The sequence below is a fragment of the Collinsella sp. Sow4_D11 genome (assembly GCF_052116465.1).
Taxonomy (GTDB): Bacteria; Actinomycetota; Coriobacteriia; order Coriobacteriales; family Coriobacteriaceae; genus Collinsella.
Genome location: NZ_JBQKLA010000017.1, coordinates 1 through 25,328, shown reverse-complemented (window position 1 = coordinate 25,328; position 25,328 = coordinate 1). Strand labels below are relative to the sequence as shown.

Here is a 25,328-nt window from a genome sequence, read left to right as displayed (position 1 = left end):
ATGGCATTCGATCCCATTCAAGAAGATTGCCATCGCCTCGTTCTTGAGGCCTTGCGCCGCGACAATATCCCGCTCACCGACGGCCCTGCCGTAGAGCGTCTGATGGAACAATTCACCCGCAACCCCGCGCCGCTCATCGTGCACGACCGCGACCGCGCCGGACATCTGATTGCCAAGGTAGTCGAGGCTATCGACTACCGCATTCCCTTTATCCCTGACGATACCCAGGCAGAGCAAGAAGAGACCGCTGCCGAAAACATGCTTCGCGAGGCAGCCGCACTCGACCCGACCAACTGGGACGCTCAGCGCATGTTGACCGCCCTCACCGCTAACTCCAACGAGGAGTACGTACAGTACTTGGTATCCAAGCGCGATGAAGTCGAGCACGACCTGGCACTCAAGATCGCCTCGGCGCAGGACCCCTACGAGCGCGAGGCCGCAGGCGACCTTACACGCCGCCCCTACCTGCGCTGGCTTGCCGCCCTTGCGTCGCGCGCCCTCATTAGCGGCCGTTACCGCCTGTCGCTCGAAACCGCAAACCGCAGCCTGGACTTTGCCCCCAACGATCCGGCCGGTGTCCGCCACACTGCGATGCTCGCCATGGCAAAACTCGAATACCCCGCCGAGGAGCTCAAACGCTTTCGCTCTGCCCACTCCGTCCCCTATCTTGCCAACACGCCGCTGCGCCGTCGTCCCAAGGACGCAGAGCGCGACTTAGACCCGTGGACGCTCATCGCGCTGATGAGCGCTGCCTGGCGCGAGCTGGACTACGAGGGCGCCGAGCACTACTTGCGCATCCTTGCGCGCTCGTGCCCGCACGCAGCCGAGGCGCTTTACTTTCAAACCGAGTTTCCCGATGGCGTCTATGCCCGCGTCAACGTGGGCGTGGGCTCCACCGACGAGCTTGTCCTTGCGCTGTCCGAAGCGACGCCGGTACTGCAGGAGGGCTTGGGCGCCCCCGACAACGCCAGCTTTGCCGCCTGGGTCGCCACCAACGATATCGTGCGTTCCCAGATCGACGAGCGCATCCTGCGGGCGGCCGAGCAGGGCTTGCCGTTTAAGGGAGGAGACCTCTAATGGATCCGAGCGTCTACATCCCCGCCTACCTGGAGCGCGCCTACGTTGCGTCGCACCCCGAACTCACCGATGCAGCACGCGATCTTGTCCATAACGATGTGAGCGTCAACCCTCATAAGTATGCGCAGACCGAGCATGCCCAGGCGCTGCTGTCCTATGCCGGCGTTCACCGCCACCTGCTCGACGAGCTCCATCGTATCGAGGATATGGGCAGCGATGAGGAGTTTGAGCAGACGCGCAACCGCCTGTTCGACGATATGCGCGATGAGCTGCTCAAGATCGTCCGCGTCGATGCGTATGTCTTCGATGCCCATCTGCTTGCCATCATTTTGGCGGACACGCCCGTCGACGCCTGCCTGGGCGACCTGATGAAGCTCGAGGCGACCACAGCCGATTACCTGCGGCAAAGCGTGCCCGGATTCGATATGGAGGCCCCGCACTACTGGACCAACAAGGTGCTGGCAGACGGCGTGACGGCGGCCGATCTCACCGTGAGCGAGCCGGCGCTTATCGGGTGGCTCCACACGCTCGAGGCCATCTCGCAGCTGTGCATGGCGAGCGCTCGCTACCGTGCTGCCGTCAACTATTCTCGCCGTGTTCTTAAGGCGGAAGGCTATCCCACCCGAGCTGCCGGCACCGTGCTACTTGCCCTCGCTCGTCTGGAAGACGAGGACGGCTTTTTTGCCCTGGCCCACCAGCTCGAGGAGCAGATGGGGGCCGATGCCCTCGAGAACTCCCCCTGGTACCTACTCGCCCGCACGATCCTGCTGTTCAAAACGAACAAGATGCGCCCGGCGACACGCGCCCTGCGTGAGTTTGCCAACCGCTGCGAGGGCGGCGCGTTCTTTTTGCTGAACCCCATGTATCAGACGCCGTACCTTCCCTGCCGGCCCGAGCCGCACGACCCCTGGGACCTTTCGCACCAGGCAGTTTGGGAGGCCGACGGTATCATCTCGGATACTCCCGACTTTGCCCCCTGGGCCAACGCTTGCGAAGACGTATCGCGGCTTGCCCAGGAATTTGCGCGCCGTTATGGCTTTTAACGGCACGATCGCCACGACCATGTCATTCACGTTAGGAACGGCTTCATGAACTTCCGCTCATCTCTCGCCTGCACCTCGAGCGATATCGCCCGCTGGGGGCTGCGCTCCATCCTTAAGCGCCAGGGCGGCGTACTCCCCGGCCGCATCGCCATGAAGATCGACCCCGATCTGCTAAGCGACCTCGCGAGCCTTGTCGACCGCAGCGTGGTGGTCACCGGCACCAACGGTAAGACCACCACCTCCAACCTCATCGCCGACGCCGTTGCCGCCAGCGGCGCCACCGTGGTATGCAACCGCGCCGGCAACAACATGGAGCCGGGCGTGGTGGGTGCCCTGCTCGAGGGCCGCAGCGATCTTAAGCGTGCCGCCAGCGGCAAGCGCGTAGGCGTCTTTGAGTGCGACGAGCTCTACACGGTGCGCGTCTTGCCCAAGCTCAAGCCAACGTACTTTGTGCTGCTCAACCTGTTCCGCGACCAGCTGGACCGCTACGGCGAGATCGACCACACCCAGGACGTCATAGCCCACGCGTTGGAGCTTTCGCCGGCAACGACGCTCATCTATAACGCCGACGACCCGCTCTGCGCCTCGATCACCGCACGCGTCCCCAATATGAGCATCGCCTTTGGCATCGACGGCGCCACGGGCACCGAGTCCGATCGCATTAGCGACTCGCGTTTTTGCTCGCAATGCAACGCGCCGCTGGAGTACGACTATGTGCAGTACGGCCAGCTCGGCGCCTATCATTGTCCTTCGTGCGGTTGGAGTCGCCCCGCGCTGGTCCGTCGCGTGACAGGCGTTGAGCTCGGCTGCGACGGCTACGGCTTTGACCTGACCTTTGGACCCGAGGCAAAAGCGCCCGCAACGCACATCGCCACACGCTACAACGGCCTGTACATGGTCTACAACGTTGCCGCCGCCTTCTTTGCGGCGCGCGAGTTGGGCGTGGACGCAGCGCATCTGCAGCCCACGCTCGATGCCTACGTCCCCGCCGGCGGACGCATGGGCCGCTGGGAGATTGCCGGCCGTACCGTCGAGGCAAACCTGGCCAAAAATCCCGTGGGCTTCGATCGCCAGATCCAGTCCATTAAAACGGCAGGCGGCAGACTCTGCGCCTTCTTCCTGAATGACAACGACGCCGACGGCCACGATGTCTCGTGGATCTACGACGTCGACTTCGAGCGCATCGCCGATACCCCAGGGCTTGTCGCCTTTGCCGGGGGTACGCGCGCGCACGACATGCAGGTGCGCCTGAAGTACGCCGGCATCGACGCCGGCATCATCTCGAATATCGAGCAGGCGATCGGCGCCGTGGCAGATGAGGCAGCCGATGACACCTTCTACGCCGTCGCCAATTACACGGCATTCCCGCCGCTGGTCAAAGAGCTCGATGGACTTAAAGACGCCGATGCGAGCTCGGTTGCCTCCTGCGCCGTAACACGCACCGATGGCAGCGCCGTCCCCACCGATATTGCGCCGGTCGAGCTTCCGCGCCCGCTGCGTATCGTCTATCTGTATCCCGATGCCCTCAACCTCTATGGCGACGGCGGCAACGTCATCGCCCTCGAGCGCCGCTGCGCCTGGCGCGGCATTCCCGCGCGCGTGGACGAGGTCCGCATGGGCGAGACGCTCGATCTTACCGACGCCGACATCGTCATGATGGGCGGCGGTGCCGACCGCGATCAGTTGGCTGTGGCACACGAGCTGCTCGCTCAAAAGGACAAGGTTGCGACATATGTTGAGGACGGCGGCTCGTTGCTCGCTATCTGCGGCAGCTATCAGCTGCTCGGTCGTTCGTACTATATGGGCGAAAATCGCATCGAGGGTCTAGGTGTCATCGCCGCCGAGACCGTGCGCGGCTCCGACCGCCTGATAGGCAACGTCGCCGTCAAGACCGACCTGGCACCCGAGCCCTTTGTGGGGTTCGAGAACCACGGCGGCCGCACCCTGCTCGATGCAGAGGCCACGCCGCTCGGAACATCTGTCGTCACGGGCACCGGCAACAACGGCGACGACGGCTTTGAGGGCCTCATCTACAAGGGCGTCATCGGCACGTACCTACACGGACCGGCACTGCCCAAGAACCCCGAGCTCGCCGACTGGCTCATCGCCCATGCCCTTGAGCGCCGTGGCGATGCACAGGCCGCCGCCCTGCTGCCGCTCAAGCCCCTCGACGACACCTACGAGCACGCCGCCCACGACGCCGCGATGAAGCTCCTTCCCTAACGCCCCGCCACCACAAAGGGACAGGCATCTTTGTGGTGGTTTTGACCCGTCCCAGCGGCTTGTCTCAATCTGTAACATCTAGACCACCAAAGGTCGTCTTACTGTTACAGATTGAGACGTTCGTCCCGACGCCTGCATTTTGTCTCAATCTGTAACAGATAAGGCCGATTTACCCGCCCAGATGTTATAGATTGAGATTTTTGAAGATCGGGGGGAGAGGGCCAGCTCCTGTGTGGTGGTTTTCCAGTTTGCCAACGATATACGCGCCGACAAAAAAGTCTGCTATACTCTTTCCCGCTGTCCCCATCGTCTAGCGGCCAAGGACGCCACCCTTTCAAGGTGGATATCGCGGGTTCGAATCCCGCTGGGGGCACCATTTGAAACGAGAAGCCCGTTACCCCCGCGGTGGCGGGCTTTTTTCTACCCATGTGCCGGGATTCGAACCCGGCAGGGTGCGGAGCTGAGGAAACGCGCAAGCGTTTTCCAGCGCAGCACGCAAGGAGCGAAGCGACGCAGCGAAAGCGGGCGGCGCCAGCCGCACGCGGATATCCCGCTGGGGGCACCATTTAAAACGAGAAGCCCGTTACCCTCGCGGTGGCGGGCTTTTTTCTACCCCAACGCCGGGATTCGAACCCGACAGGGTACGGAGCTGAGGAAACGCGTGAGCGTTTTCCAGCGCAGCACGCAAGGAGCGAAGCAACGCAGCGGAAGCGGGCGGCGCCAGCCGCCCGCGGACATCCCGCTGGGGGCACCATTTGAAACGAGAAGCCCGTTACCCCCGCGGTGACGGGCTTTTTTCTACCCATGTGCCGGGATTCGAACCCGACAGGGTGCGGACCCCGGCAAATCGGCGGCAAAACGGACTCCAAAGCGTCCTTCGCAATCAAAAAGCCAGGGCCCGCGCGATGCGGACCCCGGCTTAATACCGTGACGATATGTTGGCTATGCCCTACACGTAGAACAGAATGTCGTCGTAGGTCGGGACCGGCCAGTAGTCGGCGGCCACGATCTCCTCCATGGCATCCACGGAGGCACGCAGCGTATCCATAGCGGGAACGACCTCGTGTGCATACACATTGGCCTGCTCCTGGCCATCGAGAGCCTCGGCCTTCTGATGCACGGCGTCGAGCGCCTTGATGGAGTCGTTGATCGCGGTGATACCGTTGCAGAGCTTGTTGAGCGTGTTCTGCTCGCACTGCATGGCGGCCTCAGCACCGGCAGCACGAATTGTCTCAAGGCCCTTAGCGACCTTGGTGGCATAGGCGGTGATGACCGGACGATAGGTACGACGTGCCTCGCGAATCATCGTGGTAGCCTCGATGTTCATGAGCTTGTTGTACTTCTCGAGCTTGCAGTCGTAGCGGCACTGGGCCTCGGCCTTGGTCAGAACGCCCGTCTCCTCAAAGAGCGCGATAGCCTTATCGGAAACAAAGGCGGGAAGAGCGTCGGCCGTGGTCTTGTTGTTGGCAAGGCCGCGTTTCTCGGCCTCGATGGGCCACTCGTCGGAGTAACCGTCGCCGGAGAACAGGATGCGCTGGTGATCGGTCAGCACCTTCTTACAGTACTCGAGCGCGGCGTCCTGGAACTTATCCTCGGGCGTACCCTCGAGTGCATCGGCGAAGGACTTGAGCGACTTGGCCACGGCGGCATCGAGCACCAGGTTGGAGTCGGAGACGTTCTGCTCGGAGCCGCAGGCACGGAACTCGAACTTGTTGCCGGTGAAGGCGAACGGAGAGGTGCGGTTGCGGTCGGTGTTGTCCTGCATCAGCTTGGGCAGGGTATCGGCGCCCAGGTCGAGCACGCCGCGCGTGGCATGGACGGAAGCCTTGCCATCGATAATCTTCTCGACGACCTCGGTAAGCTGGTCGCCCAGGAAGATGGACATAATCGCCGGAGGAGCCTCGTTGGCGCCCAGACGATGGTCGTTGCCGGCCGAGGCAACGGAGGCACGCAGGAGCTCCTGATAGTTATCGACGGCCTCGATCACCGCGGTGAGGAAGACGATGAACTGCAGGTTGTCGAGCGGGGTGTCGCCCGGATCGAGCAGATTCTCGGACTCGGTGCCAAGCGACCAGTTATTGTGCTTGCCCGAACCGTTGATGCCCTCGAAGGGCTTCTCGTGCAGCAGACAGACCAAATCGTGGCGGGAGGCGATGAGCTTCATCTTCTCCATCATGACCAGATTCTGGTCGATGGCCTCGTTGACCTCGCCATAGACGGGGGCGAGCTCATGCTGGCAGGGAGCGACCTCGTTGTGTTTGGTCTTGGCGGGAATGCCAAGCGCCCAAAGCTCATCGTCCAGGTCCTTCATATAGGCCGAGACGGTGGGGCGGATAGCGCCAAAGTAGTGCTCCTCGAGCTCCTGGCCCTTGCAGGGAGCAGCACCAAAGAGGGTGCGGCCGGTGATGACCAGGTCCCTGCGCTTGCGGTAAGCGTCCTTCTTGATCAGGAAGTACTCCTGCTCATCGCCCACGGAAGGAACGACCTTCTTGGGGGTCTTACCAAACAGCGCCAAAACGCGCTTGGACTCACGCGAGAGCGCGGTCATGGAGCGCAGCAGCGGGGTCTTCTTGTCCAGGGCCTCGCCCGTGTAGGAGCAGAAAGCCGTGGGGATGCACAGGACATCGTCCTTGATAAAGGCGGGGCTGGTGGGATCCCAAGCGGTATAGCCGCGGGCCTCGAAGGTGGCACGCAGGCCGCCGTTGGGGAAGCTGGAGGCGTCCGGCTCGCCCTGGATGAGGTTCTTTCCCGTAAACTTGGTAATAGCGGTGCCGTCGTGGTTGGGTTCGAGGAAGCTGTCGTGCTTCTCGGAAGTAATGCCCGAAAGCGGCTGGAACCAGTGCGCGTAGTGCGTCGCGCCCTTGGAGATGGCCCAGACCTTCATGGCATGGGCAACGGCGTTGGCCACATCCAGGTCGAGCGGCTCACCGTCCTCGAGGGTTGCAGCAAGGCGCTTCCAAATGTCCTTGGGGAGGTAGTCCTTCATGACTTCCTCAGAGAACACCATGGTCCCGAAGCGGTCAGTAAGTTCGGCCATACGGAACTCCCTTCGTATCGGCACCGCGTAAGAAGCGGTGTTGATTACTAACGAACGAGTCATAGCTTAGACTCGCCGTGTTTCCGCGACATTACCGTTATGTTGCCGTCGCGAAACTAATCAATGAGGTTACCGCATCGCGGCAATGTTGCCACCCTCAACAGCCAATCAACTGTATAAATTGCAGACCTCTCCGCATGGTTTACGGGTAGTCTTTTTGGGACGGGGCTTTTTTAGCTGCCCTATTTAAATATGGTCTCAAGCTTTGGAGGCGCCGGATTGGGTAGCTAAAAAAGCCCCGTCCCAAAAAGACTACCCTGCGTACCTGGTTGATGGGGTAAAAAAGCTCCAAATTAGCTACGCTGTTATAGGGAATGCCGATAGCGAAGCATCTTCGATTGATATTTCCAAATAGCGAGTAAAACTCCACCGTAGCGCAGCGGTGCTGTAGAATCCTTACAACACATCACGCTAATGTATCTAAAGGAGCACGATATGCGCGTCGACGAGGTTTTTAAGCAGGCAGCATCCCAGGGCACCACGCCCGTTTCGTTTGAGATGTTCCCGCCCAAGGGCGAGCTTACCCTCGACACGGCTCGCGAGGTGGCTGGCAATCTGTGCAAGCTTTCGCCGAGCTTTGTCTCGGTCACCTGCTCGGCCGGCGGCTCGGGCAACGGCGCCACCACCGCCCCCATCGCGCATATGATTACGAGCGAATTCGATACGCCCTCGGTGGCGCACCTCACCTGCGTTGGCCGCACGCATGCCGATATCGCTGCCAAGATCGACGAATACCGCTCCGCCGGCGTAGAAAATGTGCTGGCCCTGCGTGGCGATCTTCCCGCCGGCGCGAGCGAGGATGACAAGCCCGCCTCGGACTACGCCTACGCCCGCGATCTCATCCCCGAGCTCGTCGACGCCGGCTTTTGCGTGGGCGCCGCAGCCTACCCCGAAGGCCACATTGCCTGTGAGAATCTCAACCTCTCGGTCGAATATCTCAAGCAAAAACAGGACGCCGGCGCGAGCTTCTTTGTGACGCAGCTCTTTTTTGATAACGAGTGCTTCTACCGTTTTCGCGAGCTTGCCGACAAGGCCGGTATCACTGTGCCCATTACCGCAGGCATCATGCCGTTTATGGGCAAGTCGCAGATCAGCCGCATGGTCTTTATGTGCGGCGCGTCGCTGCCCTCCCCCGTCATCAAGATTCTCGCCAAGTACGAGAATGATCCCGAGAGCCTGCAGGCAGCCGGTGTAGATTATGCAGCCCGTCAGCTTTGCGACCTTAAGGAGCACGGTGCCGACGGTCTGCACCTATACACTATGAATCGTCCTGAGATCGCCGCAACCATTATGGAGCGCCTGGGGTAATGGAAAAACCGCACATCGATACAGCTTTTGGTGAAGTGCCGGCCGACCTTGCGTCGCCGGCGCTCTACCGTATCGATGATGCCCACCATCCCCGCGTCGATCGTGCCGAGATGCTGCGGTATCTGGGTTACGGCGGCCAGCAGATTGAACCCGAGCTGTCACGACGTATTGAGCTTGTCGTTGAACGTTTGGAACTGGACATTGAGCCCCGTGGCGTGCGCCGCGTATTTGCCGTCGACGCCATGGGCGTGGACGAGCAGGGAGAGCCCAGCATCCGTCTGGTTGGAACCAACGTTGAGCTGCGCGGTCGCGATATCTATCGACATCTCAAAGACGCCCGCTTTGCCGCGCTCATGGCATGCACCCTCGGCATGGACGCCGAGCGTCGTCTGCGCACCACGGGAGCCCAGCAGCCCCTAGAGGGAGCCGTGCTCGATGCCGCGTGCTCCGCCTATGTGGAAGCTGCCGTCGAGCAGATGGACCAGCAGGTCAAGGCTGCGGCCGCCGCACACGGACTCGCCGGTAACTGGCGCTTCAGTCCCGGCTACGGCGACTGCCCGCTTACGGCTCAGCGTTCAATCGTGGCTGCACTCAACGCCACGCGGCTCATCGGGCTTACCGTCACACCTACCAGCCTGCTCATGCCCACCAAGAGCGTGACCGCGGTGATCGGTCTGTTTGACGGCGAGGTCCACGACGCCCAGAGTCGCCCCACCTGCAATATCTGCCGCATGCGCGAGCACTGCCGCTTCCGCGCCGCCCACACCACCTGCTATTCCAGCCACCTGGGGACGGGGTAGAAATGGCAGATTTAGCGCTTGACTTATACTAAATGCCAAAGTTGAATCCGATGTTAAGTTACGAGGTCAGAAATGAAATTTGGAATCAGAACCCCCAGTGTTTCAAAGTCCATTTCCGCCCGAACAAAAGGAAGGATTACTCGCTCAGCAAAAAGTGCGTTCATTCCTGGATATGGACAACGAGAGACCGGAATGGTTAAAGATCCTTCTCGCGCACTATACAATCGCGTTTACAACAAAACCACTGTTGGAATTAACGACTCGTTCTGTTCAAGCAAAAAGACGCGTTCATCGCAACGGTCAAAAAGCCATACTTACGAATCAACTTGCGTAGATTTCTTTGATGACAATTCAGCCGTGTCTTCAAACTACTACCTCAAACGTAACTATGAAATCACTTACGACCTCCCCTTCGAAATTAGCTCATCTGCTCTCGCTCTCATACAGGAAATTGAGCAGAGGGAAACACAGAGTCAGAGAAATAAAGCCATAGAGGAAGCGCAGCTGCAGATTAAAAAGACAGAAGAATTTTTATCCGATTTTGATAGTCGTAATATTCTCTCTCTTATTAGAAACGCCCCTAGCGATGTTCTAATTCTAAGCATAGAGACAACAGGAAGCAGCAAGCTCGGTGAGGAGATGCTGTCTCTTATTGTTGAAACCTCTGACGGTACGAGGCTATTCGATCATTTATTCAAACCGCCGACAAGAAAACGCTGGCAAAAAACACTCTGCCAGCACGGAATTCACTGGCAAGACGTTAAAAACCAGCCGGAGGCGTCCAATTATCGAAAGGAAATACAGTCTCTTCTCTCAGGATCAAAAGCTATCGTTTTTTCTGATATATCAAGACTAGCGGTCTTTACATCAACGTTCCCGTCTGCCCTACCTTCTGTACCCCTTGTTTTCGTTGAAGATGAATATCAAAAACTTGAACGGAAAGAAAAAGCCGCTACAGAAGAATTAGACCTTTTGCCAAAATGGCCATCAACTTAAATATTAAAGATTGGCAGTATGGGACTTCATCGAGCAACGCAAATACCCTATACAAAATATCCCGAAAGCTATTTTCAAGCAAAAAGTACAGCTCAGCATTAAAGCAGGATCGAGAGATATTCGAACGAAGCCTTTCATACGAAAAGAGCAACCTAAAGTGGCTCGAATCACAGCAAGACCCATCTGCAGAAGATGTTAAGCCCATATTTGACCAAGAATTTGAACGCGCCATTAAAGGGGTCGAAGAAGAAGCGGAAACATTGCGTATTGCCTCGTCAAAGGAAGTTCTACCTGGATATATATGTTGCGGAATCGGTCTTTTAGCATGCCTGTTCAGCCATTTCGTTATAGGCACCATCCTCATTGTCTTGGGAATTATCTTCCTTATATCCGGTTATTCGATCTGGAACGAATGTCAGCAATCGCTGGACAAAGCAGCAACCTATAAAGCAAAAAAGGATAAATACCTGTCCTCGATCACCGTAAAGAAAATCAGTAATTACTAGCAGAAGAAGAGTTCATTAATGTTCACCCCGCTTATCACTCATGATCTGGACGGCGCCGCCCTTGCGGCGCCCGTTGATGCTGCCCGCCGCAAGGGCGCCACGTACAAGACGCGCACGATCGACGACCTTTGCATTAAGGACGATCGCCTGCGCGCCGCCATCGAGGGCACGGGGCACCTGCTGTTCGACGGCGGCATGGGCACCATGCTGCAGGCGGCCGGCATGAAGGCCGGCGCCCTGCCCGAGCTGCTCAACTTTGAGGAGCCCCAGGTCATTACCGATATTCAGCGTCAGTATGTCGAGGCCGGCTGCGATGTGATCACCGCCAACACCTTTGGCGCCAACGCCCACAAGCTCGACGGTGCCGCCACCGTGGCAGATGTCTTTGCCGCCGCTGTCGCCTGCGCCCGCGCGGCCGGTGCCCGCTACGTCGCCGGCGACATCGGCCCCATCGGTGCGCTGCTTCGCCCCTTGGGTACCCTCAGCTTCGACGAGGCCTATGACCTCTTTGCCGAGGAAGTGCGCGCTGGCGTCGACGCGGGTGTGGACCTCTTTATTATCGAGACCATGACCGACCTTGCCGAGATCAAGGCGGCGGTCCTTGCCTGCCGCGAGAACTCCGACCTGCCCGTCTTTGCCACCATGACCTTTGAGGAAGACGGCCGCACCTTCCTGGGTACGAGTCCCGAGGTTGCCGCCATCACGCTCGACGCCATCGGCGCCGACGTCCTGGGCATCAACTGCAGCCAGGGACCGGCCGAGCTCCGAGGACTCGCCGCACGCATGCTCACCGTTACCGACAAGCCCGTTATGGTGCAGGCCAACGCGGGACTCCCCCACGTGGACGACGACGGTAACACCGTCTTTGACATCCAGGCCCCCGAATACGCCAAGGCCGTCGCCGGCATGATCGCCGACGGCGTGAGCGTCGTGGGCGGTTGCTGCGGCACCACGCCGGCGCACATGGCAGCGCTGCGCACGCTTATCGACAACCACACGCCCAGTCCGCGCCGCCGCAAGCCCAGCATGTCGGTCACAAGCGCCCAGACCGTGGTGGACCTTCCCTGTGACGGCCACAAGATCGCCGTCATCGGCGAGCGCATCAATCCCACCGGCAAAAAGCGCCTGCAGCAGGCCCTACGCGACGGCGACCTGGACTACGTCGTAAGCCAGGGCATCAGCCAGCAGGAGCAAGGCGCCGACATCCTGGACGTCAATGTGGGCCTGCCCGAGATCGACGAGGTCAAGATCATCCAACAGGCCACCGAGCAGCTCCAGGGTTCCACGCTGCTGCCGTTGCAGATCGACTCCACCGATCCCGCCGCCGTCGAGGCTGCCGTGCGCCGCTACGCCGGCAAGCCCATCATCAACTCGGTCAATGGCAAACAGCAGATCATGGATGAGATCTTTCCGCTGGTCGCCCATTACGGCGCCAACGTCGTCGGCCTCACGCTCGACGAAGGCGGCATTCCCGATACCGCCGAGGCTCGCTTCGCCATCGCCGAGCGCATCGTGGCCGAGGCCGCCCGCTACGGCATCGGACCGGACCGCATCCTCATCGACTGCCTGGTCATGACCGCCTCGACCAATCAACGCCAAGCCGAACAGATCCTGCGCGCCATGTCCCTGTGTAAGGAGCGTCTGGGCGTCAAATGCGCGCTCGGCGTGTCGAACATCAGCTTTGGTCTGCCCGCCCGCCCGCTGCTGGGCTCGGTCTTTTTGGCTGCCGCTTTTGGCGCGGGCCTGGACGCCCCCATCATGAACCCGGGCTCCAAGCGCTTTATGGATACCGTCTACAGCTATCGCGTCTTGAGCGTTGAGGACGAGGGCTCAACCGGATACATCGAGCGCTACGCCGGCTGGACCGATCCGTACAAGATCGCCGCGAACCCGGCGGCGGCTCAGACAGTATCGACCGACACTGTGCCCGCCGCTGGCACCGACGACACCGACGGCAACGACGACCCGATTCGTCGCATGGTCGTCTCGGGCCGCAAAGGCGAGATTGCGGCCGAGACCGAGCGTCTGCTGGCAGACCACGACGCCATGGACCTCATCAACAACCACTTTATCCCCGCCCTCGACGAGGTTGGCGTTCTCTTTGACCAGGGAAAGTTCTTCTTGCCGCAGCTCATGGCCTCGGCCGAGGCCGCACGCGTGGGTTTTGACACCATCAAGCGCCGGATGCCCGCCGGCGAGATTGCCGACAAGGGCAAAATCTGCGTGGCCACCGTCAAAGGCGACATCCACGACATCGGTAAGAACATCGTCAAGATGCTGCTCGATAACTACGGCTATACCGTCTTTGACCTAGGCCGCGACGTCGACCCGCAGGAGGTGCTCAAGACCGTACGGGAGCGCGACATCAAGCTCGTCGGCCTCTCGGCGCTTATGACCACCACGGTCGTCGCTATGGAGGAGACCATCAAACTGCTTCATGCCGAGGTGCCGGACGTCAAGATCATCGTAGGCGGCGCCGTACTCACCCCCGAATACGCCAAGCAGATCGGCGCGGACTACTATGCCAAGGACGCCGCCGAAAGCGCTCGTATCGCCGAAGAGGTCTTTGGGCAGTAACACAACGGAAACAACCGAGCACCAAAACGTGCCGCATGCGCCACTTGGCACGTGCGGCACGTTAGAATAGACAAGACTATGCTCGTTTTGGCAGATAGGAGTGCAAGGATGGCGATCACGCCCGCAGAAATCGCGGAAACCCGCGGCATGGTTGAGGAGCAGAACCTCGACATCAGGACCATCACCATGGGTGTTTCGCTCATGGGTTGCGGCGACGAGAACCTCGACCGCATGTGCACGAAGATCTACGACCACGTGACGCACACGGCTGAGCATCTGGTCGAGACCGCCGAGAACCTCGAGCGCGAGTACGGTATCCCCATTGTCAACAAGCGCGTTTCCGTCACCCCGGTGGCGCAGATCGCCGCGTGCTGCAAGGATGAGGACCTCACCCCCATCGCGCATGCCCTCGACCGCGCGGCCGAGACGCTCGGCATCGATTACCTGGGCGGCTTCTCCGCACTCGTCCAGAAGGGCATCGGCGACGCCGACCGCCGCGTCATCCAGTCCATCCCCCAGGCGCTCGCTACCACCAGCCGCGTCTGCTCCAGCGTCAACGTCGCCAGCCTGCGCGCCGGCATCAACATGGACGCCGTGCTCATGGCGGCTCAGACCATCATCGATGCCGCCAAGCTTACGGCAGATGAGGATTCCGTCGGTGCTTCCAAGTTTGTCTGCTTTGCCAACATGGTCGAGGACTCCCCGTTTATGGCGGGCGCCGTTCACGGCGGTGGCGAGGCCGACGCCGTCATCAACGTAGGCGTCTCGGGCCCCGGCGTTATGGCCGCAGCCCTGGAGAAGCTGCCCGATTCCGCATCGATGATGGAAGTCGCCGAAAAGATTAAGCAGACCGCCTTTAAGATCACCCGTGCCGGCGAGCTCATGAGTCGCGAGGCCGCCCGTCGCCTAGGTGTCGAGAAAGGCATTGTCGACCTGTCGCTGGCGCCTACGCCTGCCGTCGGCGACTCCGTCGCGCGCATCCTCGAGATCATCGGCGTGGGCACCTGCGGTGGCCCCGGCACGACCTGCGCGCTCGCCATGCTCAACGATGCCGTCAAGAAAGGCGGCGTCATGGCCAGCTCCAGCGTGGGCGGCCTCTCGGGCGCCTTTATCCCCGTGTCCGAGGACGCCGGCATGATCGCCGCCGTCGAGGCCGGCGCGCTTTCGCTCGAGAAGCTCGAGGCCATGACCTGCGTGTGCTCCGTTGGCCTGGACATGATCGCCATTCCCGGCGACACCCCGGTCGAGACTATCGCCGGCATTATCGCCGACGAGATGGCCATCGGCGTCATCAACAATAAGACCACGGCCGTGCGCGTGATCCCCGCCATCGGCAAGGGCGTGGGCGACTGCGTCGAGTATGGCGGCCTGTTTGGCCGTGCGCCCATCATGCCGGTGAACCCCAACGCCGGCACCGTGCTTGCCCACCGCGGTGGACGCTTCCCGGCGCCGCTGAACTCGCTCAAGAACTAGCTGAAGGATTCGGGCGGAAGCCCCGGTGAGGGCAAATATATAAGGTCGCCTGCTCGGACAGTCCTGCTCGCACGGAGAGCACATTAAGTGCTCTCCGGCTCGTGCGGAACTCGCGATCGACCTTATATATTTGCCCTCACCGGGGCTCCCGCACAACGGGACCTCAGTTGGGTTCTATCCCGGTTGCAGTTGCTTCGCTCCTGCACCACTTGGCTGGTGCGGCGGTTTGGCGTTGGAACGGTTCTTTTTCTGATATATGCTGGCTGCGGTTCTTCTTTTGGGAGGGGCCGCTTTTTTGTTGTAAGGGGGATGGCCCGTGGCTGATGGTGTAATTCAATCTGAGCTTCTTTCTGCGGATTGGAATGGCGAATGGATGCGTCTACAGGCTGCTCGGCGGCGTTGTGCTGTCACGATGGTCGCCAACTCCAGCCCGCGCTATGACCTGCACGTGATGAATGCCATCGGTGCCTCGGTTACCCGTAGCAATGGTTTTGTGTACGCCTTTAACATCCTTATTCAGATGGGTGCACTACCGCTGGTCACGTATTTTGAATCGCCCCGTCGTGACACCTTCGATAGCCTCGAGGCCGCCGTGGCAGACCTCTCCCGTATGCTCGAGCATGGCAACGAGGATAAGATCGATCGTCTGCGCGACTATATCGCCCAACATATGATCGAGAACCCCCATGCCGGCGAGCCGGGATCCAAGGGCGTGCCGCAGGGACGTTACATGCTCGACCACATCCGCAAGGTCCGATGGGCGTTTATCGCCTGGGAGCCGGTCTCTGCGCCCCGACCGTAGCCCATCTAAAGTATGCATCGTCTACCCGCCCGGCATCCGCATTCTTTGCGAACTGGCAAACGCGCTCCACACCGCGCCGTTCCTGCGCTATCGTGGGACAGCTCACGTAGATTAAGGCCCCATCGCGGGGCGCCCCATACATAGAAAGCGAGATCCCATGGCACTGACAGGAGCCCAGGTCAAGCAGCTTCGCAGCATGGCCCATCACCTCAACCCCGCCATCATCATCGGTAAGTCCGATGTCAACGAGGGTACCGTCGAGCAGACGGCCGCCTACCTGGAAAAGCACGAGCTCGTTAAGTGCTCCGTGCTGGACGGCTCCAGCCTTTCTGCCCGCGAGGCCGCCGAGGAACTCGCCGAGCGCTGCCACGCCGACGTCGTTCAGGTTATCGGCCGCAAGTTCTCGCTGTATCGAGAGTCCTCGCGCAAGGATATTGAGAAGATCAAGCTCGTCTAAGGGCTGATCGGTTCACACAGAGCAAGCCTGCGGGCGTCCGAATGATACGGGCGCCCGTTTTTTTATCGCTCAATGAACGGTCGGTTGACCCTGCTTTCGACCAGACGCTCGTAGAGACGCTTGGTCTCGGGCTCGGGAACACCTGCGACCTGTTCCTTAAGATGATGGATATGCCCGCTATAGAGCTCGACGATATCGCGGCGTCTCCCCGCCGCTCCGTACACGCGCATGGCGCATCGCACCATGTCCTCGCGTGCGGTCTCCTGACGTAGCCCCGCTTCTACCAGCCAGATTGCCGACTGCAGGTCGTTTTCTTCCAAGGCAGCGCTTGCTCCCACAATCATGCAGTCGATAAACTTCGACTGCATGATGCGGCGCATGCGCAAAAAGTACGTCGGATTGCAACCGTTGGGGATATACAGCGGTCCGGTATAGAGCTGTTCGATCTTAAGACACAGCTCGACCAGGTGAGGCCCACGCACTCTTGTGCGATTACCCAAAATCTCGCGGCTTATCTGCTCAAATAGCTTCACATCGGTCTTAACGTAATCCCTGTTGAGGCCAAGGCAGTCGTTTTGAATCAGGACGCACGACTTGCCATCTGGCGTGGGTCCCAAAGCGGATCGTAAGCGTGACACAGTCGAATACAAGTTGTTACGGGCGCTACTGTACTCGGCATGTGGCCACAGTTCCATAGCCAAGGTCTCGCGATCGACAAACGAATCGATACCCAACGCAAGCCGCTCGGCAAGCGTTGCCGCTTTCTTACGACGCCACATCTTGTCTGTGATGGGAAATCCGTCGCGCTCGGCACGAAACGCGCCAAACATACGAATCTCGATATGATCGATAGCGTCGACGGGTTCGACCTCGCCGACCTGGAACAGCCGCTCGCTCTCTCCCTCCAAATCGTCGCGCAGCGAATATCGCGATAGCTCACGCACCGGGAGCTTCTTTCGAATCTTGGCAGCAGGCTCGCCCAGGCAATGCATCGCAAGGCGTGCAAACAGCCGATACGCTGGCTCCAGAATCCCAGAACGATTCATAGACATCCAGGCGGCAAGATCGCTGTCACGGCCCGCAGACGCCAAATGCAGCGCTACGACCCAAGCCTCCGCGCCGCCGACTTGTGTCCGACTTAGGTCGAGCAGCTCTGCCTCTTCTCGTACCGACACCATCGACGTATTGCGAAGGCTTGATGCACGCTCCAACAGCAACGCGTTGTCGCGCATGTATGCGATCGACTCGTCAGCAAGCTTGAGTACCTGGACCGCGCGGAACTTCGCGTTGACCGGGCGCCCCTCGGCGAGCGCCTGCCAGCCTTCAAGTAGCAGGCCAAACAGCTGGATTTGATTGTCACGCACGCGCACGGCAAAGCGATCGAGCTCATTAAACGCCGTATCGTCAGTCATTGGCAGGCCTGCAAGCAGACGCCGTGCCGCCAGCACCATACGCACCCAGACAGCCGGCGCCTTAAGCCCACGAGCATCGAGTGCCTCCCGTGTCCGAGACATCTCGTCGTCACGCTCATCGATTCCCATAAAGGACCCATCAAAGAGCTCCGCCAACATCCGATCTGCCCGTATGAGAATCTCTGCAATATCGAGTTCGCAATCATATACCTTGTTCGCCTTGAGTCCCGAAAGTGCTGCGCCGTCTTTCGCCTGTTCGGTCAGCCGGCTCTTAACCTCGATATGCGCCGACAGCATATCGAGCGCAGCACAAGATGCCTCATTTTTTGGAAGAGCAGGATTGGCTGGAAGCCCAAGCTCGCAATCTCCATAACAGACGACCGTAAGCACCTGGGCGACTTTCCAAGAAACCAAATCAATCTCGCGGACCGACTGTGCGCTCGCATGTTCGACAATCGAGGCCATATACCGGGCCAGTTTAGTATTCGAAACGCTTACCGCCGCCAAATAGACACCAAGTGCCTCGGTGGGCGTCGGCTCCAACGCGGGCTTGTCGGCATCCGTCGTCCTCAGTACCGCGCGACAGACATCCCCTCCACGCCCAGTCAGAGCCAAATCGACACCATACTGTCCAGCAAGCTCAAGGACGGCGTCGCGATCCAAAAAGGCATCTGCCAAATCCATCGCAGCATCGCATCGGCCCGCCTTGAGCAGAATGCGTGCCGCGCGCATAACGAGCTCTGGACGAATTTCCGCAACCATTTTTCGTAATCTCAGGCGCGCGTTATCCTCGGTGCCCATACACGTAAAGCTTCGGTCGACCGGATCGACACCAAAAATCGGATAATCACGAACAAGATAGGACTGATCGATCATGGAGAGCCTGACACCGCATGCCTCAAGTTCCGCAATCTTGCCCTCGCCCATCAGGGCCATCACGCACGCCACGTTAAATAGGGCGCCGTTATCGATTGATGCCATATCGGCAAGTGCCGCACCGTATACGTTGACAATCTCGTTTTCGAGCAAGCTGGCAACGTCGCCCTCTCCGTACAGCCCCGTCTGCATAGCCGAAACCAACTCGGGAACACCCTGTGTGAGCTGGTAAAAATCGAGCGACGTGCTAATCGAGAACGCCGATGCCCAAGCCGAATACTCATAGGCATGCACCTTGAGCATCTGCGCATTGATCTTGACCGAGTCACCCAGCCCGCGAATCAACTGGCGATTTGAGGGGCGGCAGGTGACAAAGACCCCGATCCCCATAGTGCGCAGGCCTCGAATTCGATCGATAAGCTCCTCGGTATCTTGCTGATCGAGGTTGGGGACGTTATCAATCGCAATCAACGATCGCGGTTTGTCCTCAAGTTCATCTGTGACCACTTCGAGCTGCATAAACACCTCGCGGGCAATCGCGCGGTCAGCCTCGATGATTCGTACCAGACCGCGCGTCGGGTCGCTTTTGACTTCCTGAGTGTACTGAAGCAATATCGATGTTTTCCCAAACCCATCTGGTGCATAGAGCAACACAATGCCCGCCTTGCGGCCCTTGACAATCAACTCGCTCATCAGGCGATCACGTCGGACCATATAACCTGTGCCCAATGGCGCCAATTCGAGATCGTCCGTATCGTTCAGCCCGTTCATCATGCTCGCTCCTTACCTCGGCCACATGGACACCGTAATCGCAAGACAGCCCAAGCCATCCCGTAAATCGAACGACGCAGAGTTTTAGGTTGTCTTTCGGTTCGCATTTGGCAAGTTTTTGTTCAGCGAGCGCCGATTGAAACTTTTCCCCCAACCAACCGGTCTTTGCGCAGGTCAATGCGCTTGCCAGCATGTCCCACTCATTTGGCAGTGTAACGCAATGGGGCTTGTAATATTTTGTTGCGCAACTCGCCTACGCGCTGCTACCGTTTGCGACTCATTAGTAGCATTTTTGAATAGAATATGCTAGAGAATGCATCACACTATTCGAGGCACCACCGTCAAGCTTTTGGCAAGCTAATGTTATGCACACCATAAAGCCCGCGCTCATTCTGATTCCGCTGGCAGATATTGCGGACGGACGCAGCATAGGGGCCCATGAGTCTATAAGCTAGCCGCCATCCCGCATATGCATAATAAAAAAGGCCCCCGCAGAACGGGAGCCTGTAACAAAGTAATAACAAATCGCTCGGATTGTACTACTCGCAGAGCGAAAGGGCAGCCTCGTCGGCAACGACGACGCAGTTGGTGTGCAGCTGCAGGATCGAAGCCGGGCACTCGGGCGTAACCGGGCCATAGCACATATCGTGCACAGCCTGAGCCTTGGCCTCGCCGTTGGCGACGACCAGGATCATGCGGGCATACATGATGGTCTGGGTACCCATGGTGTAAGCCTGGCGGGGAACGTCGTCGATGCTATCGAACAGGCGGCTGTTGGCCTGAATGGTGCTCTCGGTGAGGTCGACGCAGTGCGTACCCTTGGAGAAGTGGTCATCGGGCTCGTTGAAGCCAATATGACCGTTATTACCAATGCCGAGCAGCTGCAGATCCGGGTAACCGGCGGCAGCGACGATCTTATCGTACTCGGAGCAGGCAGCGGCGGCATCGGGGTTGGAGCCATCGGGCACGTGCGTGTTATTCAGATCGACGTTGATGTGATCGAAGAAGTTCTCGCGCATGAAGTAGTGATAGCTCTGGGGATCATCGTGCGAAAGGCCGCGATACTCGTCCAGGTTATAGGTGCTGACCTCGGAGAAGTCAATATCGCCCTTCTTGTACCAATCGGCGAGCTGCTTGTAGGCGCCAATCGGAGTGGAGCCGGTGGCAAGACCGAGCACGCAATCGGGCTTAAGGATAACCTGCGCCGAGATGATATTGGCGGCCTTGCGGCTCATATCCTCGTAGTCTTTAGCTTTAATGATCTTCATTACGCATCCTTTCTCGTAGAAGAGAGGCAAGGCTCCCCTTACAAGCACTTGCCCGCGGCCTGCGTCGGCCGCAACCAACGTGTGCGGCCACCAGGGCGAGGTCGCGTAATGTATGTATCTCGTGTCTAGCCGCGTCGAGGCCCCTGCCCGTCCACGGTGACCCGAAGCCTTTTAGCCTCGGACATTTTTCATCTTGCCACGAAGGGCGCCCTCTTTCAAGGGCGCCCTCCGTAAACGTGTTTGAATTGTAGGCCAAAGGGCAAGCGAACGAGTTAGCGCTCGCGAGCGACGATGAGCTGATCCATCTCCTCGACATGCTCGCCGACGGAGCCCTTGATGCTCGAGAACTCAACAGAGTTGCACACCAAAATGGGAACCGTCACATCGTAGCCCTCGGCCTCGATTGCCTCGCGTTCAAACTCGATAAGCACATCGCCCTTATGGACGATATCGCCCACCTGTGCATGCACGGTAAAGTGTTTGCCCTCAAGCTGAACGGTATCGAGTCCAACGTGGATTAAAACATCCAAGCCATCGACCGTGTTGAGCGCAACGGCGTGTCCCGTTGGAAAAATCGCCTCGATCTTGGCATCCGCAGGTGCAATCACGCGCGTGCCCGTAGGCCGAATGGCAACGCCTTGGCCCAAAAGGCCCGTGGCAAACGTCTGGTCGTTAACCTCGGAAAGCGGAATGACATCGCCCGAGATGGGAGCATCCAGCGTAAGGACTCGACCACGCATACCAAAAGACCTTAGGACTTTAGTGAACATGCTCCCCCTTGGACATACCAATAATCAAAACCAGCTTACTAGTTTACCACTTGGCATTGGTTTTTGACCATTAGGGAAGTTCGCGCTTGACAACCTCGACGATGTCGTCAACGACGCGCTGAGTCAGCTCGTGCGTCTCGGCCTCGGCCATCACGCGAACCAGCGGCTCGGTACCGCTCGGGCGCACCAGAATGCGGCCGCGACCGTTAAGCTCCTTCTCGGCGGCAGCGACAGCGTCCCAAATGGGCTGGCAATCGTCCAGACCGGCCTTGTTGTCGGAATGCACGTTGACGAGCACCTGCGGGTACTTCTTCATGATGCCGGCAAGGTCGGTGAGGGTGCGGCCAGTGCGCTTGAGCACGGCCAGCAGCTGCAGCGCCGTCACCAGGCCATCGCCGGTGGTGTTGTGCTCCAGGAAGATGATGTGGCCGGACTGCTCTCCGCCGATAACGGCGCCGTCCGCGAGCATGCGCTCCAGCACGTAGCGGTCGCCCACGGCGGTCTGCACCATCTCAAAGCCCTGTTCCTTCATAGCGATGGAAAAGCCCAAGTTGCACATAACGGTCGAGACGATCTCGGAGTTGGCGAGCTTGCCGCGAGCGGCGAGGTCAGAGCCGCAGATGGCCAGGATGTAATCACCATCGATCTCGTTGCCCTCGCTGTCCACGAACAACACGCGATCGGCGTCACCGTCGTGGGCCAGGCCGATGTCGGCGTGGGTGCGCAGCACGAGCTCGCGCAGGGGCTCAAGATGAGTGGAGCCGCACTCGACATTGATGTCGGTGCCACAGTAGTCGGTATTGATGGCGTGGACCGTGGCGCCCAGACGCTGAAGCGCGGCAGGCGTGGTCTGGCAGGAAGCACCGTGACCGCAGTCAACGGCAACGACCAGGCCGTCGAGCCTAAGGCCGTCGAGGGTGCTGATAGCGTGGTCGACGTATGCCTTGCGAGCATCCTTCATCTTGATGATGTGGCCCACACCGGCGCCGGTAGGCAGCGTGTCGGCAGCCATGGCCTCCTCGGACATGACCCAGGCGCTGATCTCTTCTTCAACGGCATCGGGAAGCTTCATGCCCTTGCGGCTAAAGAACTTGATGCCGTTAAACTCCGGCGGATTGTGCGAAGCGGAGATGACGATGCCGCCGTCGAGATCGTTTTGGACAGTGAGCAGCGCCACGGCCGGCGTAGGGATAACGCCGCAGCAGTGCGGGCGACCGCCCTCGGCCATAATGCCAGCGGTCAGAGCGCTCTCGAGCATGGTGCCCGAAAGACGCGTGTCGCGGCCAACGCAAATGTCCGGACCAAGGAACTTGGTCGCCGCACGGCCAAGGCGAAACGCGAGGTCGCACGAGAGGTCGGCGTTGGCGACGCCACGGACGCCGTCGGTGCCAAAGATGTTCTGGGGCATAGGATCGCTCCTTCCCAAGTGGGCAAAACGCACTCGCCCACCCTAGTCGAAAAAGAAAAGCGGGACCCGCCGAGCAATCGGCAGGCCCCGCTTGTACATTGTATCTCGTAAGGAGATAAAACCTTAGCGCTTGGAGAACTGGGGAGCGCGGCGGGCCTTCTTGAGGCCGTACTTCTTGCGCTCGACCACGCGAGCATCGCGCGTAAGGAAACCGGCCTTCTTGAGGTCAGCACGGTAGTCGCCAGCGTTCAGAAGAGCGCGAGCGATGCCCAGGCGCAGAGCGCCGGACTGACCGGAGATGCCGCCGCCATCGCACAGAGCGATAACGTCGAACTGACCGGCGGTATCGGTCACCTTGAAGGGAGCAAGGGCGTTCTCAACGAGCTGATGACGGCCGAAATACTGCTCGGCGTCACGCTTGTTGATAGTCACCTTGCCGGTGCCGGGGACGAGACGGACGCGGGCGACGGCGTTCTTACGACGGCCGGTACCCTGGTAGACAACGGTGTTCTCAGCCATCTTTAAGCCTCCAGCTCAATCTTCGTGGGGTTCTGGGCAGCATGCGGATGCTCGGCACCAGCGTAGACCTTAAGCTTGGTCATCTGGGCACGGCCGAGGGTGGTCTTGGGCAGCATGCCGCGAACGGCGCGCTCGATGACCTTCTCCGGGTGCTTCTCCATAGCCTGGTGGAAGCTCTCAGCCTTGAGGCCGCCGTTGTAGCCGCTGTGGCGATAATAGGTCTTCGTGTCGGCCTTGTTACCGGTAAGCTGGACCTTATCGGCGTTGATGACGACAACGAAGTCGCCGCAGTCGCTGTTGGGCGTGAACTGGGGCTTGTTCTTACCGCGCAGGATCATTGCGATCTGGGTGGCAAGACGGCCCAGGACAGCACCATCGGCGTCGACGAGAACCCAGTTGCGCTGGACCTCGCCCTGCTTGGCGTAGTGAGTCGATTTCGAAATCACTTAGACTCCTCCATGTACAGTACGTGTTGTTACAGAGATTCACGGGGCTCTGCAAGTAACCCGTCCATATTACCCCGCCCGTCGACCGAGTCAACAGGTATTTTGGCTCTGACCAGACTTTCTGCACATGTCGTCCATCGGTAATGATGTCGCGACGCTAGCGCTCGACAAATGCCTCGATATCACTCAGCAGACGCTTTGCCTCCTGACGACCCTGAATATACAGGTCGAGAAGCTTTGCCGGATCGTGCTCGACGTGACCGACCTCGACAGGCTTTTGCGGGGCAACGACCAGCGCGCGGCCCTCGCGCTCATACTTCCACAGATGCATGCGCTGGATGTTATAGCGGTCGTGGCGCGTCTCAATAGCCTCGAGCAGGTAGGGGTAGTCGGCATAGCGGGCGCGTGCGGCAGGCATAAACTCGTAGGGCTTTTTCTCGTACGAGCGGTCCTGCGTGACAATGACAACCGCACGATCGAAGCCGGCCTGCTCCAGCACGTGCTCGATGGGGACCGAATCGGCTACGCCGCCGTCGACGTATTTGTGCCCGTCGATCTCGACCGGCGGCGTCACCAGCGGCAGCGACGTCGAGGCGCGCACGGCATCGAGGTCGAGCACGGCGCTTTTGACCGGCAGGTATGCAGCGGTTCCAAAGAGCATGTCCGTCGCGACGGCGTACATCTCGATGGGGCTCGCGTCGAATGCCTCGTTATCAAAGGGATCCAAGCGGTCCTGGACATCGTTGAAGATGAAGTCGTAACCCACGATGGAGCCCGTGGACGCAAACGATGCGGCACCCATGAAGCGGTTGTCGTTGCAGAAAGTCAGGTTGATGCGGTTGGCACGGCCGATCTGGTGCGACTTGTAGTTCACGCCGTTGAGGGCGCCGGCCGATACGCCATATACTGCCGGAATCTCGACGCCGGCTTCCATGAGGACGTCGAGCACACCCGCGGTAAACTGCCCGCGAAAACTGCCGCCCTCCAAGACGAGCGCGACCTTGCCGGCGTTCTTTGCCTTATCTTCTGCCGTCATGTTGACCTCCTACTGTTTCGTTTTGGCCTTCTTCTACCCAGTTTTGAGATGGCGAGCGCATGGGTTTTGGAGTTGAGTAGGACGGGGCGACTGGCGGAAAGCACGTCCCGTTCTGGGGGGCGATTCCAGGATGGACTTTCCGCCAACAACCCATCCGGAAAATGCATCCCATTCTGAGCGTAGATTCTGGGATGCAACTTCCGCTTGAGGCGTCAACGTGAGTAGTCAATTTGGGACGGGGCTATTTTAGCTGCCCTTTGACTGTCGACGAATTATTGGGGACCGGAACTAATATCGACTGGCTTATAGGAGTAGCTAAAAAAGCCCCGTCCCAAATTGACTACACCTTGTAGAGGCTTTGCGCGGAGAATCCGCGTATTTGCTTCGCAAATCCGCACCGGCTTCGGCCGCCTGCCGGCGTCCTCGCCCGCGGGCTAAAAACGCTTACGCGTTTTCTTTACGC

19 protein-coding genes and 1 tRNA gene are annotated in these 25,328 nt (G+C 59.5%); 12 read left to right on the top strand and 8 right to left on the bottom strand.

All coding sequences use genetic code 11. From position 1 onward, the window contains the following. From ACTQ40_RS07805 to ACTQ40_RS07790, 4 genes are all read left to right on the top strand, one after another. Positions 1-1,077 (top strand): hypothetical protein, encoded by a 1,077-nt coding sequence (locus ACTQ40_RS07805; RefSeq protein WP_441563752.1) that lies wholly within the window; start codon positions 1-3, stop codon positions 1,075-1,077. Then, complete coding sequence (locus tag ACTQ40_RS07800) at positions 1,077-2,120, top strand: hypothetical protein (protein ID WP_441563750.1); 1,044 nt, start codon at positions 1,077-1,079, stop codon at positions 2,118-2,120. The genes ACTQ40_RS07805 and ACTQ40_RS07800 overlap by 1 nt, the downstream gene beginning before the upstream one ends. Before the next feature lie 45 nt (positions 2,121-2,165). Then, complete coding sequence (locus ACTQ40_RS07795) at positions 2,166-4,343, top strand: MurT ligase domain-containing protein (RefSeq protein WP_441563748.1); 2,178 nt, start codon at positions 2,166-2,168, stop codon at positions 4,341-4,343. 299 nt (positions 4,344-4,642) lie between these two features. Then, positions 4,643-4,719, top strand: a tRNA-Glu gene (locus ACTQ40_RS07790). Positions 4,720-5,292: 573 nt separating this feature from the next. Here ACTQ40_RS07790 and ACTQ40_RS07785 read toward each other — a convergent pair. Beyond that, positions 5,293-7,380: a glutamine synthetase III family protein gene (locus ACTQ40_RS07785; RefSeq protein WP_154517961.1), complete on the bottom strand. Its 2,088-nt coding sequence runs from the start codon at positions 7,378-7,380 to the stop codon at positions 5,293-5,295. A gap of 495 nt (positions 7,381-7,875) precedes the next feature. Here ACTQ40_RS07785 and ACTQ40_RS07780 point away from each other — a divergent pair, with 495 nt between their 5' ends. The 8 genes from ACTQ40_RS07780 to ACTQ40_RS07745 all read left to right on the top strand — a co-directional run bounded on the left by ACTQ40_RS07780 (position 7,876) and on the right by ACTQ40_RS07745 (position 16,359). Further along, complete coding sequence (locus ACTQ40_RS07780; RefSeq protein ID WP_441563746.1) at positions 7,876-8,748, top strand: methylenetetrahydrofolate reductase; 873 nt, start codon at positions 7,876-7,878, stop codon at positions 8,746-8,748. Beyond that, the gene (locus tag ACTQ40_RS07775) at positions 8,748-9,548 is read left to right on the top strand and encodes a hypothetical protein (RefSeq protein ID WP_441563744.1); all 801 of its coding nucleotides are present in this window, start codon (positions 8,748-8,750) and stop codon (positions 9,546-9,548) included. The genes ACTQ40_RS07780 and ACTQ40_RS07775 overlap by 1 nt, the downstream gene beginning before the upstream one ends. A gap of 72 nt (positions 9,549-9,620) precedes the next feature. Then, on the top strand, positions 9,621-10,544 hold the full coding sequence (locus tag ACTQ40_RS07770) for a hypothetical protein (RefSeq protein ID WP_441563742.1): 924 nt from the start codon (positions 9,621-9,623) through the stop codon (positions 10,542-10,544). Then, positions 10,529-11,050 carry a hypothetical protein gene (locus ACTQ40_RS07765; RefSeq protein WP_441563740.1) on the top strand — a complete coding sequence of 174 codons (522 nt, stop codon included), beginning with the start codon at positions 10,529-10,531 and terminating at the stop codon, positions 11,048-11,050. Before ACTQ40_RS07770 ends, ACTQ40_RS07765 begins: the two co-directional genes overlap by 16 nt. An 18-nt stretch (positions 11,051-11,068) precedes the next feature. Beyond that, positions 11,069-13,627 (top strand): homocysteine S-methyltransferase family protein, encoded by a 2,559-nt coding sequence (locus ACTQ40_RS07760; protein WP_441563738.1) that lies wholly within the window; start codon positions 11,069-11,071, stop codon positions 13,625-13,627. A gap of 108 nt (positions 13,628-13,735) precedes the next feature. After that, positions 13,736-15,100 (top strand): PFL family protein, encoded by a 1,365-nt coding sequence (locus ACTQ40_RS07755; protein ID WP_427719427.1) that lies wholly within the window; start codon positions 13,736-13,738, stop codon positions 15,098-15,100. Positions 15,101-15,512: 412 nt separating this feature from the next. Next, on the top strand, positions 15,513-15,902 hold the full coding sequence (locus ACTQ40_RS07750; protein WP_441563736.1) for a hypothetical protein: 390 nt from the start codon (positions 15,513-15,515) through the stop codon (positions 15,900-15,902). Positions 15,903-16,059: 157 nt separating this feature from the next. Continuing rightward, entirely contained in the window at positions 16,060-16,359 is a 300-nt protein-coding gene (locus ACTQ40_RS07745; protein ID WP_427795027.1) for a YhbY family RNA-binding protein, read from the top strand. Between the two features lie 62 nt (positions 16,360-16,421). Here ACTQ40_RS07745 and ACTQ40_RS07740 read toward each other — a convergent pair whose 3' ends face one another. The 7 genes from ACTQ40_RS07740 to ACTQ40_RS07710 form a co-directional block, all read right to left on the bottom strand. Next, a complete protein-coding gene (locus tag ACTQ40_RS07740) occupies positions 16,422-19,421 on the bottom strand; it encodes an AfsR/SARP family transcriptional regulator (protein WP_441563734.1) in 3,000 nt (999 codons plus the stop codon). Positions 19,422-19,957: 536 nt separating this feature from the next. Continuing rightward, complete coding sequence (gene nagB / locus ACTQ40_RS07735) at positions 19,958-20,686, bottom strand: glucosamine-6-phosphate deaminase (protein ID WP_427747557.1); 729 nt, start codon at positions 20,684-20,686, stop codon at positions 19,958-19,960. 272 nt (positions 20,687-20,958) lie between these two features. Further along, complete coding sequence (locus ACTQ40_RS07730) at positions 20,959-21,426, bottom strand: PTS sugar transporter subunit IIA (RefSeq protein ID WP_427719420.1); 468 nt, start codon at positions 21,424-21,426, stop codon at positions 20,959-20,961. Between the two features lie 100 nt (positions 21,427-21,526). Further along, on the bottom strand, positions 21,527-22,864 hold the full coding sequence (glmM, locus tag ACTQ40_RS07725; protein ID WP_154517985.1) for a phosphoglucosamine mutase: 1,338 nt from the start codon (positions 22,862-22,864) through the stop codon (positions 21,527-21,529). Positions 22,865-22,987: 123 nt separating this feature from the next. Beyond that, positions 22,988-23,383: a 30S ribosomal protein S9 gene (gene rpsI / locus ACTQ40_RS07720; RefSeq protein ID WP_022094634.1), complete on the bottom strand. Its 396-nt coding sequence runs from the start codon at positions 23,381-23,383 to the stop codon at positions 22,988-22,990. A gap of 2 nt (positions 23,384-23,385) precedes the next feature. Then, positions 23,386-23,829 carry a 50S ribosomal protein L13 gene (gene rplM, locus ACTQ40_RS07715; protein WP_370450665.1) on the bottom strand — a complete coding sequence of 148 codons (444 nt, stop codon included), beginning with the start codon at positions 23,827-23,829 and terminating at the stop codon, positions 23,386-23,388. A gap of 157 nt (positions 23,830-23,986) precedes the next feature. After that, positions 23,987-24,865 (bottom strand): patatin-like phospholipase family protein, encoded by an 879-nt coding sequence (locus ACTQ40_RS07710; RefSeq protein ID WP_441563732.1) that lies wholly within the window; start codon positions 24,863-24,865, stop codon positions 23,987-23,989. Positions 24,866-25,328 lie beyond the last annotated feature (463 nt).